General features: G+C 74.4%; 9 protein-coding genes and 1 tRNA gene. 5 read left to right on the forward strand and 5 right to left on the reverse strand.

Annotated elements, in window-relative coordinates:
• Positions 1 to 13: 13 nt before the first annotated feature.
• The 5 genes from EV567_RS13160 (at position 14) to EV567_RS13180 (ending at position 9,039) form a co-directional block, all read left to right on the forward strand.
• Entirely contained in the window at positions 14 to 2,470 is a 2,457-nt protein-coding gene (locus EV567_RS13160) for a DNA polymerase III subunit gamma and tau (RefSeq protein ID WP_130439402.1), read from the forward strand.
• A 91-nt stretch (positions 2,471 to 2,561) separates the two neighbouring features.
• Positions 2,562 to 3,827 carry a phosphoribosylamine--glycine ligase gene (gene purD / locus EV567_RS13165; protein ID WP_130439404.1) on the forward strand — a complete coding sequence of 422 codons (1,266 nt, stop codon included), beginning with the start codon at positions 2,562 to 2,564 and terminating at the stop codon, positions 3,825 to 3,827.
• Positions 3,828 to 4,431: 604 nt separating this feature from the next.
• Entirely contained in the window at positions 4,432 to 6,174 is a 1,743-nt protein-coding gene (locus EV567_RS13170; RefSeq protein ID WP_130439617.1) for a hypothetical protein, read from the forward strand.
• A gap of 293 nt (positions 6,175 to 6,467) precedes the next feature.
• On the forward strand, positions 6,468 to 8,033 hold the full coding sequence (locus EV567_RS13175) for a N,N-dimethylformamidase beta subunit family domain-containing protein (protein ID WP_130439406.1): 1,566 nt from the start codon (positions 6,468 to 6,470) through the stop codon (positions 8,031 to 8,033).
• Positions 8,034 to 8,139: 106 nt separating this feature from the next.
• Positions 8,140 to 9,039, forward strand: coding sequence for a phosphoribosylaminoimidazolesuccinocarboxamide synthase (locus EV567_RS13180; RefSeq protein WP_130439408.1), 900 nt, complete (start codon positions 8,140 to 8,142; stop codon positions 9,037 to 9,039).
• Positions 9,040 to 9,104: 65 nt separating this feature from the next.
• Here EV567_RS13180 and EV567_RS13185 read toward each other — a convergent pair.
• The 5 genes from EV567_RS13185 to EV567_RS13205 all read right to left on the reverse strand — a co-directional run bounded on the left by EV567_RS13185 (position 9,105) and on the right by EV567_RS13205 (position 12,938).
• Positions 9,105 to 9,177 (reverse strand) — tRNA-Gly (locus EV567_RS13185).
• Between the two features lie 23 nt (positions 9,178 to 9,200).
• Positions 9,201 to 9,803, reverse strand: a complete 603-nt coding sequence (locus EV567_RS13190; protein WP_130439619.1) for a response regulator transcription factor — start codon at positions 9,801 to 9,803, stop codon at positions 9,201 to 9,203.
• A 2-nt stretch (positions 9,804 to 9,805) separates the two neighbouring features.
• Positions 9,806 to 11,080 (reverse strand): sensor histidine kinase, encoded by a 1,275-nt coding sequence (locus tag EV567_RS13195; RefSeq protein WP_130439410.1) that lies wholly within the window; start codon positions 11,078 to 11,080, stop codon positions 9,806 to 9,808.
• Between the two features lie 29 nt (positions 11,081 to 11,109).
• Positions 11,110 to 11,934, reverse strand: a complete 825-nt coding sequence (locus EV567_RS13200) for an ABC transporter permease (protein WP_130439412.1) — start codon at positions 11,932 to 11,934, stop codon at positions 11,110 to 11,112.
• Entirely contained in the window at positions 11,931 to 12,938 is a 1,008-nt protein-coding gene (locus EV567_RS13205; protein WP_130439414.1) for an ABC transporter ATP-binding protein, read from the reverse strand. Before EV567_RS13205 ends, EV567_RS13200 begins: the two co-directional genes overlap by 4 nt.
• Positions 12,939 to 13,038 lie beyond the last annotated feature (100 nt).

Raw genomic sequence — 13,038 nt, forward strand, 5'->3', positions numbered from 1 at the left:
TAACCTCGTAAGCGTGTCGTCTCTCGCGCTGTACCGCCGCTATCGCCCGGAGTCGTTCGCCGAGGTCATCGGGCAGGAGCATGTCACCGACCCGTTGCAGCAGGCGCTGCGGAACAACCGGGTCAATCACGCGTACCTGTTCAGCGGGCCGCGCGGGTGTGGCAAGACGACCAGCGCGCGCATCCTCGCCAGGTGCCTGAACTGCGAGAAGGGGCCCACGCCCACGCCCTGCGGCGAGTGCGAGTCCTGCAAGGACCTCGCCCGCAACGGGCCCGGCTCCATCGACGTCATCGAGATCGACGCCGCTTCGCACGGTGGTGTCGACGACGCGCGTGACCTGCGTGAAAAGGCCTTCTTCGGACCGGCCCGCAGCCGCTACAAGATCTACATCATCGACGAGGCCCACATGGTCACGTCGGCCGGCTTCAACGCGCTCCTCAAGGTCGTCGAGGAGCCGCCGGAGCACCTGAAGTTCATCTTCGCCACCACCGAGCCCGAGAAGGTCATCGGGACGATCCGGTCGCGGACCCATCACTACCCCTTCCGCCTCGTGCCCCCGGGGACCCTGCGGGACTACCTCGGCGAGGTGTGCCGCCAGGAGGACATCCCCGTCGACGAGGGGGTCCTTCCGCTCGTCGTGCGCGCGGGCGCCGGGTCCGTGCGTGACTCCATGTCCGTCATGGACCAGCTCCTCGCCGGCGCCGGCGAGGAGGGTGTGACGTACGCCATGGCCACCTCCCTCCTCGGCTACACGGACGGCTCGCTGCTCGACTCCGTCGTCGAGGCCTTCGCCACCGGCGACGGGGCCGCCGCCTTCGAGGTCGTGGACCGGGTGATCGAGGGCGGCAACGACCCCCGCCGGTTCGTCGCCGACCTGCTGGAGCGGCTGCGCGACCTCGTCATCCTGGCCGCCGTTCCGGACGCGGCCGAGAAGGGGCTCCTGGACGCCCCCGTCGACGTCGTCGAGCGCATGCAGGCCCAGGCCGGCGTCTTCGGCGCGGCCGAGCTCAGCCGTGCCGCCGATCTCGTCAACGAGGGCCTCACCGAGATGCGCGGCGCCAACTCGCCCCGTCTCCAGCTCGAGCTGATCTGCGCGCGCGTGCTGCTGCCCGCCGCCTACGGCGACGAGCGGTCCGTCATGGCCCGCCTCGACCGGATCGAGCGCGGTGTGAACTTCGCCGGGGGCGGCGGCATGCCCTCGATGGGATACGTGCCGGGGCCGGAGGCGCACGGCGGCGGTTCCGGTTCCGGTTCCGCGGCGGGGGCTGCTCTCGCCGGCGGTGCTGCCCACGGCGACACCGCGCCTGTGCCGCCCGGCGGCGGTGCGGCCGCGGCCCGTGCGGCGGTGCGTGGTCCCGGTGGGGGCGGTCCTGCGGGCGGTCAGGCGGTCCAGCCCGCCCAGGCCCCCGATCCCACGCCGCCCGCCCCGGCGCCCCAGCCCGCGCAGCAGCAGCCCGCCGCCGCGCAGGAATCCGCCCCGGCCGCCCCCGCGGACACCGGCTCCCCTACGGCCCCCGCCCCCGGCGCCTGGCCGACCCCCACCGCCGCCGGCAGCGGCCGTCGGCCCGGCGGCTGGCCCACGGCCGCCGCCGCGGGGGGCGGAAGGCCCCCGACGCCCCCCGGACCGGCCTCCTCCGCCTCCTCGGCCCCCGCCCCCGGGCCGCAGGCCGCGCCCCAGCCCGCGCCCCCCGCGTCCCCGGCGCCTGCGTCCCACGCGCCCCCCGCAGGCGGTCTCGACCCCCGCATGCTCTGGCCGAACATCCTGGAGGCGGTCAAGAACCGCCGCCGCTTCACCTGGATCCTGCTCAGCCAGAACGCTCAGGTCACGGGCTTCGACGGCACCACGCTCCAGCTCGGCTTCGCGAGCGCCGGAGCACGCGACAACTTCGCCGGCAGCGGCAGCGAGGACGTGTTGCGTCAGGCGTTGAGCGAGCAGTTCAGCGTCCAGTGGAAGATCGAGGCGGTCGTCGACCCGTCCGGCGGCGGATCGGCCCCGGCCCCGCCGTCCGGCGGCTTCGGCGGCCCCGGACCGTCCGGCCACTCTGGTCCGCCCGGTTACCCGGGCTCGCCCGGCGGCTTCGGCGGCCCGGGCGGTCCCGGCTCGTCCGGGCAGGGCTCAGGCCACAGCGGCGGCTACGGCAACTCCGGCACCCCTGGAAACACCGGCACGCACGCAGGCCAGGGTGGATCCGGCGGCTACGGCGGCGGCTCCGCCTCGAACGCCGGGCCCTCGGCCTCCTCCAGCGGCTCCGGCGCGCCCTCCTCCGGCTCCACGTCGTCCTCCGGTCCCGCGCCCGCCCAGCGACCGCCGACCCCCGCCGCTCGCCCCTCCGCCCCGGACCCGGTGTCCATCGAGGACGACATCCCCGAGGACGACGATCCCGACCTCAACGAGTCGGCGCTCTCCGGGCACGACCTGATCATGCGCGAGCTGGGAGCGACGGTGGTGGAGGAGTTCACCAACGAGTAGCCCGTCTTGGAGGAACGCACAGCTCCCCCGCCCCCCGTCTCTCGGAAGCCCGCACAAACCCGCGGGCCCTCAGCCCGTTAGGCTGACCCCCGTGAACGTCCTCGTCATCGGTAACGGCGCCCGCGAACACGCCCTGTGCCGCTCACTGTCCCTCGACCCCGCCGTCACCGCGCTGCACTGCGCCCCCGGCAACGCCGGCATCGCCGAGGTCGCCGAGCTGCACCAGGTCGACGCCCTGGACGGCGGGGCCGTGACCGCGTTGGCCACGGAGCTCGGCGCCGAGCTGGTGATCGTGGGCCCCGAGGCGCCGCTGGTCGCCGGGGTCGCCGACGCCGTGCGCGCGGCGGGCATCCCGGTCTTCGGCCCGTCCGGAGAGGCCGCGCGGCTCGAAGGCTCGAAGGCGTTCGCCAAGGACGTGATGGCGGCCGCCGGCGTGCCCACCGCCCGCTCCTACGTGTGCACGACGCCGGAGGAAGTCGCCGAGGCGCTCGACGCGTTCGGCGCCCCGTACGTCGTCAAGGACGACGGTCTCGCCGCCGGCAAGGGCGTCGTCGTGACCAGTGACGCCGAGGCGGCGAAGGCGCACGCGGCGCGCTGCGAGCGGGTCGTCATCGAGGAGTTCCTCGACGGCCCGGAGGTCTCCCTCTTCGCGATCACCGACGGCGAAACGGTCGTCCCGCTCCAGCCCGCGCAGGACTTCAAGCGCGCGCTCGACGGCGACGAGGGCCCCAACACCGGCGGAATGGGCGCGTACTCCCCGCTGCCCTGGGCGGACCCGAAGCTGGTCGACGAGGTCATGGCGACCGTCCTGCAGCCCACCGTGGACGAGATGCGCCGCCGGGGCACGCCCTTCTCCGGGCTGCTCTACGCCGGCCTCGCGATCACGAGCCGGGGCGTCCGCGTCATCGAGTTCAACGCCCGCTTCGGCGACCCCGAGACGCAGGTCGTCCTCGCCCGCCTGAAGACCCCGCTCGCCGGCGTCCTCATGGCGGCGGCCACCGGCAACCTCGGCGACCTCCCGCCGCTGCGCTGGAGCGACGAGGCCGCCGTGACCGTCGTCGTCGCCTCGCACAACTACCCCGGCACCCCGCGCACCGGCGACCCGATCACAGGTCTCGACGTGGTCGCCGCCGAGGACGCCCCGCACGCGTACGTGCTGCACGCGGGCACCAGGCGGGACGGCGACGCGGTGCTCAGCGCGGGCGGCCGCGTCCTGTCCGTCACCGCGACCGGCACGGACCTCACCGAGGCCCGCGAGCGGGCGTACCGGGCGGTCGCACGCATCGGCCTCGACGGCTCCCAGCACCGCACGGACATCGCGGCGAAGGCGGCGGCGGAGGCCCCGGCGGGGGCGTGACCCGTCTGGCTCCGCAGGGGGCGCGAGCCGTCTGGCTCCGCAGGGGGCGCGAGCCGTCTGGCTCCGCAGGGGGCGCGAGCCGTCTCGGCGCGCGCCCCGACCAGTCGCGCGGCAGCCAGGAACCCGGACAAGCATCACGCCAGGAACCCGGACGGACGCGCGGCGCCGAACGACGCACACCACCGCGCCCACTTCGCACACAGCTCGAACGCGCCGCCTGGCACGCCCCTTCGAGAAGACCCCCGCGCCCCCGCGAACCGGACCGCGCGCCCCCTTCTAACAGACCCCGCATGCCCTTGGACAGGCCCCGGAACCCCCACGGCGACAGCCCTGGAATCCGGGGCCTGACCTTTGCCCAGCGGCATCCACCTCTCCCCAGAGCCATTCCATCGTGTGAGCGCTGCCCCATCCGGCTGACGGGGGCCGAAGCGCCAACTAGGGTGCGGCGCAAGCGTTCCGGCACTTGGCTCACCGGCATTGCGATGTCAGTGGCGGGTGCCACAGTGGGGGAGTGAGCACTACGAAGCCGACGGGGCGTGCCGCCACGGCAAGCACCGCCAGGACCGCGGGGAGGGGGTGACGTCCGGTCGTGACCGGAACGGGAATGGAAGCGGGCGCGCAAGCCGCGCGCGCCCGGGCGCTTGCCGTGCTGCGTGTCCGCAGCCGGGCGCTCGCCGTCGCGCTGCTGCCCTCGGCGGCCGCCGTGATCCTGCTCGCCGGCGGTTCCACGGGCCACCTCGTGGGCCCGGGGTGGGACGCCGCCCGCTGGACGGTCTGCGTCCTCGCGGTCCTCGTCCTGCTGGCCGCCGCCGTCGTCGCCCTGGTCGTCGCGCGCGCCCGTCCCGCCGTCAGTCCGACCGTCGCCGTCGCCGAGAGCGCGGCCCCCGACCTGTACCGGATGGTGCGTGACCTGGCCGACCGGCTGGACGTGCCCGCGCCGTCCGCCATAGCGCTCACGCCGGACTGCGACAGCTGGCTGGAGGACCGCACCCACCCGGCCCACGGCCCGCCCCCGCCCCGGGAGCGCGACGAGATCGCCGGCGCCGCACAGCACCGGCTGAACCGCCGTACGGCCACCGCGCCCGTCCTTGTCATCGGCTCGCCGTTCCTCTGGTGGATGCGGGTGGGCGAGCTGCGTGCCGTCCTCGCCCCGGTCGTCGCCGGTACGGGCCCCTCCGCGCACCCCGACATAGCGGCGGCCCGGCGGTTCGTGCGCGGCCTGGACGCCGCGGTGGCCGTCTCCGCCGACCGCGGGCGCTGTCCCGGCGTACGGCTGGTGTGCGCGGGTATCGGCTGGGCCGCGCGCGTGATGCTGCGCGCCTGCCAGGCGCACGCCGCCGAGATGGAGCGCGGGGTGGCCGCCGCGGCGGCGGAGCGCGCGCAGGCCGTGGACTACGGGCTGCGGATCGTCGCCCAGGAGCAGGTGGGGCTCGCGTACGCGGGCTGGGACCGCCTCCTCACGCGCGTGGCGCTGCCGGCTTGGCGGATGGGCCGTTGGCCGTCGCGACTGGACGCGGGCGTCGTCGCCGCCCTGACCGAGCTGTCCCGGCGCGACCGTCTCGCCGAGGGGTTCGCCTCCCGCTTGGGCGAGCGTCCGGCCTGCGACCTCCTGGAGGAGCCCGGCGCGATCGACGAGGCGGCCTCCCTCCTCGCGGCCCGCCTCTTCCACGGCGGCCCCGCGGAGTCCGGCCCCGACTGGGCGCCGGTGGGCTGGCAGGAGTATCCCGACGAGGTCGTCGACCGTAAGTGGCGCACCGACGCGGCCCGACTGCACCGCGTCCTCGACGCCCTGGGCGTCCGCCGCACCCCCGACCCCGCGGTCCCGTCGCCCGACGGCCCGACGCTGGCCCGGGTGCTGGACCACCTGACGGAGAGCGCGCGCCGGGGCGCGAGGGGCGCGGAGCCGACCGAGCCGGAGACCGACGGCGCCGACGGCGCGGAGAGCGCCCTGGCCGTCCGGCTCGGCGCCGAGGTCGCGCGGGAGGAGGCCGAGGCCGCGCCGCAGTCGACGCACGGCGCGGTCGCGGCCGCCGCCGGTCAGGGCCTCGACGCTGCCCTCTGGGACGACGCGGCGCTCCCGCTCTTCCCGCTCCAGCCCCCGCGCACCGAGCGCGAGCTGCTCGCCGACCACGTCACGGCGATGGTCTGCTGTGCCGCGATGGACACCGTCGGCGCCACGCCCGGCCTGGACTGGCTCGACGGCCCGACCCTCCTGGTGGACGGAGTGCGCGTGGCCGACCTGACGCCCAGAGTGCTCAGCCTCGTCGAGGACGGAGACGCGGTGCCGCTGCGCACCTGGCTGATCGAGCTGGGGATACGCCCGGAGAAACCGGTGCGGCTCGGCTGAGGCGACCTGCGACCTGCGTCCAGCGACCTGCGTCCAGCGTTCAGCGACCTGCGACGTGACCGGCGAGCGGCGACAGGCGAGCGGTGACCAGTGAGGAAGCATTGGTTCCACTTTCAGCCAATTCGCAACGAATAGTGACTGCCTGCGCGCGTTATGTGATGTGCTGGGACCGATCGAGCCCATGGCATGGGCGTGCGACATAGGACAACCACACGAACAGCCGAACGCCGTCCGGGCGCCGCAGGACCGCTGCACCGCAACACGACCACGGGGGCCATAGGGAGGGGAGCACCATGGGAGGACAGCCGCACATCCGCCGATGGGAGTCGGGGGCGCTCGCGCACGCCGTGACGGACCCCTTCGGACAGGGACCCCTCCCCTGGCTGCGCGGCGCGGAGACGTACTTCGACGACACGGGCCGGCTCGTCCCCTGGTACGTCGACCAAGCCGCCGCCCCGGCTTCCGCACCGGCATCGTCCCCCCGCTCGGCACAGGCCCGGCCGGCCGCCCCCACCGACGCCGCCACCCGTACGGCCGCCCCCAGGATCCCCCTCCCGCGCGCCGCGACCGGAGGCCCCCGGTCCGCCGACGACGTGCGCCGACAGATCAAGGGATTCACCTCCACCGGCAGGGTCGCCCCCGGCGAGGCCGCCGACTTCCACATCACGGTCGACCCGCCGCAGGAGTTCAGCGTCGACATCTACCGCGTCGGCCACTACCAGGGCGACGGCGCCGCCAAGATCACCACCAGCCCGCGCCTCTCCGGCATCGTCCAGCCCCCGCCCCTCACCGCCGACCGCACGGTCTCCTGCCACCACTGGTGGCTCTCCTGGCGGCTCCAGGTGCCGTCGTACTGGAACGTGGGCGCGTACGTCGCCGTCCTCACCACCGCCGACGGCCACCGCTCGCACATCCCCTTCACGGTCGGCGACGACCGCCCCGCCGACCTGCTGCTCGTCCTGCCCGACGTGACCTGGCAGGCGTACAACCTCTACCCGGAGGACGGCCGCACCGGCGCCAGCTTCTACCACGCCTGGGACGAGGACGGCCGCCTCCTCGGCGAGGCCGACGCCGCGACGACGGTCTCCTTCGACCGCCCCTACGCGGGCGCGGGCCTGCCCCTGCACGTCGGCCACGCCTACGACGTCATCCGCTGGGCCGAGCGCTACGGCTACGACCTCGCCTACGCCGACGCCCGCGACCTGGAAGCCGGCCGGGTCGACCCCGCCCGCTACCGCGGCCTGATCTTCCCCGGCCACGACGAGTACTGGTCGCGGGGCATGCGCCGCACCGTCGAACTCGCCCGGGACAAAGGCACCTCCCTCGTCTTCCTGTCCGCCAACAGCCTCTACTGGCAGGTCGAGTTGGGCCCGTCGCCGTCCGGTGTCCCCGGCCGGCTGCTCACCTGCCGCAAACGCAGGGGGCCGGGCAAGGCGGCCCTGTGGCGGGAGATCGACCGCGCCGAGCAGCAGTTGCTGGGCATCCAGTACGCGGGCCGTGTGCCCGAGCCGCACCCGCTGATCGTCCGCAACGCCGGCCACTGGATGTGGGAGGCGACCGGGGCGCACGAGGGCGACACGATCGAGGGCCTCGTGGCGGGCGAGGCCGACCGCTATCACCCCCGCACCGCGCTCCCGCCCCACGAGGAGCGCGTCCTGCTCGCCCACTCGCCCTACACCGACGCCCGGGGCGTCCCGCGCCACCAGGACACCTCGCTGTACCGGGCTCCCTCCGGCGCCCTGGTCTTCGCCTCCGGCACCTTCGCCTGGTCCCCCGCCCTCGACCGCCCCGGCCACGCGGACCCCCGGGTCCAGCGCGCCACGGCCAACCTCCTGGACCGCATCTGCAAACGCGACTGAAGTCCCTCGCGCCCTGCCCGCCGCCCTTCCCCCCGACCCTCCGTCCCGGGTCCGCCCCCGTGTACGGGACAATCAGGCCATCTGTACAGAACCACGGGGAGGAACCGTGTCCGGATTCGTAGAAAAGCCCGAGCCGCTTCAGGTGCCGGGCCTGGTGCACCTCCACACCGGCAAGGTGCGCGAGCTGTACCGCGACGAGGCGGGCGATCTCGTGATGGTCGCCAGCGACCGTACGTCCGCGTACGACTGGGTGCTGCCGACGGAGATCCCCGACAAGGGCCGCATCCTCACCCAGCTCTCCCTCTGGTGGTTCGACCAGCTCGCCGACCTGGTCCCCAACCACGTCCTGAGCACCGAACTCCCCGCCGGCGCCCCCGCCGGCTGGGCGGGCCGCACGCTGGTCTGCAAGTCGCTGCGGATGGTCCCCGTCGAGTGCGTGGCCCGCGGCTACCTCACCGGCTCAGGCCTCGCCGAGTACAAGGAGTCCCGCACGGTCTGCGGCCTCGCCCTCCCCGAGGGCCTGGTGGACGGATCCGAGCTGCCCGCCCCGATCTTCACCCCGGCCACCAAGGCCGCCGTCGGCGACCACGACGAGAACGTCTCCTACGAGGAGGTCGCCCGCCAGGTCGGCGCGGACACCGCCGCCGAGCTGCGCCGGACGACCCTCGACGTCTACGGCCGCGCCCGCGACATCGCCCGCGAGCGGGGCATCGTCCTCGCGGACACCAAGTTCGAGTTCGGCTACGAGGACGAGAGGCTCGTGCTCGCCGACGAGGTCCTCACCCCGGACTCCTCCCGCTTCTGGCCGGCCGACCGGTGGCAGCCGGGCCGCGCACAGCCGTCGTACGACAAGCAGTTCGTGCGCGACTGGCTGACCTCGGCGGAGTCCGGCTGGGACCGCACGAGCGAGCGCCCGCCGCCGCCGCTGCCCCAGGAGATCGTCGAGGCCACCCGGGCGAAGTACGTCGAGGCCTACGAGCTGCTGACGGGCACCGCCTGGAGCTAGCGCCCCGGCAGGCGAGGTGAAACGCGCGAAGGCCCCGGTCCAGTGGACCGGGGCCTTCGAAACGGAGCGGACGACGAGGTTCGAACTCGCGACCTCAACCTTGGCAAGGTTGCGCTCTACCAACTGAGCTACGTCCGCAGTGCGCCGTGGCGCGAGAGCAACTATACCCAACCGCGCTCTCGTGCGAGACGCACCGCCGCGTGCCGGTTCTCCGCCCCCAGCTTGGACACGGCCGACGAGAGGTAGTTCCGCACGGTCCCGGGCGACAGCGCGGCCCGCTCCGCGATCTCCGCCACGGGCGCGCCGTCGGCGGCGAGTTCCAGCACCTCCGTCTCCCGCGCGGTCAGCGGCGAGTCCCCGGAGGCGATCGCGTCGGCGGCCAACTCGGGGTCGACGTACCGGTTCCCGGCGTGCACGGTCCGGATGATCTCCGCGAGGCGCTGCGCGCTCACCGTCTTCGGGACGAACCCGCGCACACCCGCCGCGAGCGCCCGCTTCAGATGTCCCGGCCGGCCGTGGCTGGTGACGATCAGGACCCGGCAGTCGGGCAGCTCGGCCCGCAGCGATGTGGCGACCTTCACACCGTCCGCGCCCGGCATCTGCAGGTCCAGGACGGCGAGGTCCGGCCGGTGCGCCCGCGCCATCGCCAGCGCCTCCGGGCCGGTCGCCGCCTCGGCGACGATCAGGAGGTCGTCCTCCAGCGACAGGAGCGCGGCCAGCGCGCCCCGGATCAGATGCTCGTCGTCGGCGAGCAGCACCCGCATCGTCACGAGGCGACCTCGCTCAGCGCGGCGGTCCCGCTCAGCGGCACCTCGGCCACCACACGGAACGTCCCGGCCTGAGCGAACCCGGCCTCCAGCGTCCCGTCGACCATGCGCAGCCGCTCCCGCAGCCCGGCGAGCCCCGATCCACCGCCCCGGCTCCCGCCGCTGCCACCCTCGCCGGAACCGGCCCGGCCGCCCCGGGTCCCACCGCCGGCGGCCCCGTCGTTCTCCACCGTCAGCACCACAAGCCCCTCAGTCACCCGTAGTTCCACCGAACATCGCGCGGCATCACCGTGCCGCAGCACGTTGGTGGTGGTCTCCCGCACCACCCATCCGAGCGCCGACTGCACCTCGGCGGGCAGCCCCGCCGCCTCCCCGCGCACCTCGCAGTCGATCCCGGCGGCCGTCAACACCCCTTGCGCACCGGTCAGTTCGACCCCGAGGTCGGCCTCCCGGTAGCCCCGTACGACGTCCCGCACCTCCCGCTGCGACTCCTGCGCGATCCGCTGCACCTCGATCATCTGCTCCACGGCCTCCGGTCGCCCCCGCCGGGCCAGCTGCACCGCCAGCTCGCTCTTCAGCGCGATCACGGCCAGGTTCCGTCCCATCACGTCGTGCAGGTCCCGCCCGAACCGCAGCCGCTCCTCGGCGACGGCGAGCCGGGCCCGGGTCTCGCGCGCCTCGTCGAGCTCGTACACGGCGTCCAGGAGCCAGACGGAGAAGACGAAGGTGGCGGCGAGGAACGCGGCGCCGAGCAGCAGCGCCACCGTCGAGACCAGGATCTCCGGCGCAGGGGTTCCGAAGGCGAGCATCAGGGCCCCGCTGCCCAGGGTGTAGCCGACGACGACCGCGCTCACGCGCCGCCGGCCGCGCACGCCCAGCGTGGAGTTGCCCGCGGCGAAGACCAGGGTGACCCCGTAGACGCCGCCGGCGGCGGACTCGACGCCGTCGTGGCCCCCGCTGTGCCCGGCGATCCACAGCGCCAGGACGCCGACCGCCGCCGTGGCGGCGGCGAGCGCCCACATCAGCCGGACGGGCCGGGGGCGGCGCCCACGCGTCCAGTCCAGCGCCCGCGACGCCATCACCGCGCAGAGCACGCAGTGCCCGACGACCAGGAGCGGCAGCCACAGCGCGGCCCCCGTCCACAGCCCGTTGCCGAACGGCAGTGCGGCTGTGCTGAGTTCGGCCAGCGCGAAGAAGTGGAACGTCCACCGTGTGTACGTCTCCACCTTCGCGGGCGTGCTCTTGCGCCGCCACCAGCCGGCGGCCTTGCCCATCCCCACGACTCCCCCGTCCCCCCGGCCGGTCAGCGCCGGGGCTCCCACCGGAACCACCGCCGTACAGCAAACACCGCCAGCACGGTCCAGGCCAGCGCGGTCGCCAGGCAGCCCAGTGCCTCGTACGCCGACAGGTCGCCGCTCCAGCCGCCGCGAACGAGGGTGATGACCGGCGTGAGCGGCAGCAGTTCGAGGAAGGAGGCGGCCCGGTCGGGCAGCATCTCCAGGGGCACGCTGACGCCGGAGGCCGCCATCGAGAGCAGCAGGAACGGCAGGGTGGTGACCTGAGCACTCTCCACGGTACGGGTCACGCTCGACGTGAGAGCCGCCAGCGCCGCACACATCACCAGGCCCAACAGCACGCCCGGTACGACGAGTTGGGGCGACTCGGGGGCGGGGACGTCGAGGAGGGCGACACAGCCCACGGCCATCACCAGACACTGGACCAGCCCCAGGACCACCACCGGCAGCGCCGATCCTGCGACGACCTCGGCGTCCCGCAGCTCACCGGTGCGCAGTCGCTTCAGCACGAGTTCCTCGCGCCGGGCGGTGTAGATCGCGGTGAGCGCCGCGTACACACCGAACAGCAGCGAGAACCCGATCGCGGCGGGCAGCAGCACCAGCCCGACGGTGAGCCCGGCGTCCTCGACGTCCATGTCCTCGAGGAGCGGCCGCAGGCTGAACGGCAGGGCGAGCGGCACCAGCACGCCCGTGAGGAGCGTGGCCTTGCTCCGCCCGAGCAGCGACAGTTCGGCGCGGCCGAGAGCCGCCATCCGACCGGCCGGCGTGGTCACCGCCACCCGGCGCGCCCCCCTCGCCGCCGTGTCCGAACCCTTGACCATGGCGCCGCTCATGCCGCGACCTCCCGCTCCGAAGACGTCTCCACCAAACCCGCCGTACCGGACGCGCCCGTTGACCCCGCCACTGCCGCCGCGTCCCGGGCGATCCCGAGGAACGCCTCCTCCAGCGACGCCGACCGCACGTCCAGCTCCCGCAGCTCGACCCCGGCCCGTTCGGCCCAGACCAGCAGCCCGGTGGCCGCCCGCTGCAACTCCCGTGTCCGCAGCCGCACGACCCGGTCGTCGACCTCGTGGCCGCACACGCCCAGCTCGCCCAGCGGCGGCAGGTCCCCGAGGAAGTACCCCTCGGGCAGCCGGAAGGAGATCCGGGAGGGCTGGGCGGCGGTCACCTCGGCGGGTGTGCCGGCGGCCGCGATGCGCCCCTGGTGCAGGATGGCCAGCCGGTCGGCGAGGCCCTCCGCCTCCTCCAGGTAGTGCGTGGTCAGCAGCACCGTCGTCCCGGCGTCGCGCAGCGAGCGGACCAGGTTCCAGGTGTCGCGGCGGCCCTCGGCGTCCAGGCCGGTGGTCGGCTCGTCGAGGAACAGCACCTCGGGCTCGCCGAGCAGCGCGAGCGCCAGGTCGAGCCGGCGCCGCTCACCACCGGACAGCTGCTTCACCCGTACGCCGGCCTTCCCGGCGAGCCCTACGAGGCCCAGCGCCTCGTCGACCGGGCGGGCGCCGCTGACGCAGCCCGCCCACATCCGCGCGGTCTCCCTGACGGTCAGCTCCGAGGGGAAGCCGCCTTCCTGCAGCATCACCCCGGTGCGCGGCCGTACGGCGGCACGGTCGGCGTGAGGATCGTGTCCGAGGACCCGCACCCGTCCGCCGTCGGGCCGCGTCAGCCCCTCCAGCAGTTCGACCGTCGAGGTCTTCCCGGCCCCGTTCGTGCCCAGCAGCGCGAAGACCTCGCCGCGGCCGACGTGGAAGGAGATCCCGCGGACCGCCTCGAACCCGCCCCCGTACACACGCCGGAGGTCGGTGACCTCGATCACGTGCTCATTCGTGTCCCTGGCTTCCATGACTTCAGCGTCCCGGCAGGCGGACGCCGTCGGCAGTGCGCGCTGTCACCACTCCGTATGACAAATGTCAGAAGGCGGCAGGCGGGGAGTGATCGCACGA

It is taken from the genome of Streptomyces sp. BK239 (assembly GCF_004217285.1).
In the GTDB taxonomy this organism is placed as follows: Bacteria; Actinomycetota; Actinomycetes; order Streptomycetales; family Streptomycetaceae; genus Streptomyces.

Excerpts from the sequence above, each read along its gene's own strand:
- EV567_RS13170 (WP_130439617.1), top strand. The coding sequence starts at position 4,432 with ATGGAAGCGGGCGCGCAAGCCGCGCGCGCCCGGGCGCTTGCCGTGCTG.
- EV567_RS13175 (WP_130439406.1), top strand. The coding sequence starts at position 6,468 with ATGGGAGGACAGCCGCACATCCGCCGATGGGAGTCGGGGGCGCTCGCG.
- EV567_RS13190 (WP_130439619.1), bottom strand. The coding sequence starts at position 9,803 with ATGCGGGTGCTGCTCGCCGACGACGAGCATCTGATCCGGGGCGCGCTG.
- EV567_RS13195 (WP_130439410.1), bottom strand. The coding sequence starts at position 11,080 with ATGGGCAAGGCCGCCGGCTGGTGGCGGCGCAAGAGCACGCCCGCGAAG.
- EV567_RS13200 (WP_130439412.1), bottom strand. The coding sequence starts at position 11,934 with ATGAGCGGCGCCATGGTCAAGGGTTCGGACACGGCGGCGAGGGGGGCG.
- EV567_RS13205 (WP_130439414.1), bottom strand. The coding sequence starts at position 12,938 with ATGGAAGCCAGGGACACGAATGAGCACGTGATCGAGGTCACCGACCTC.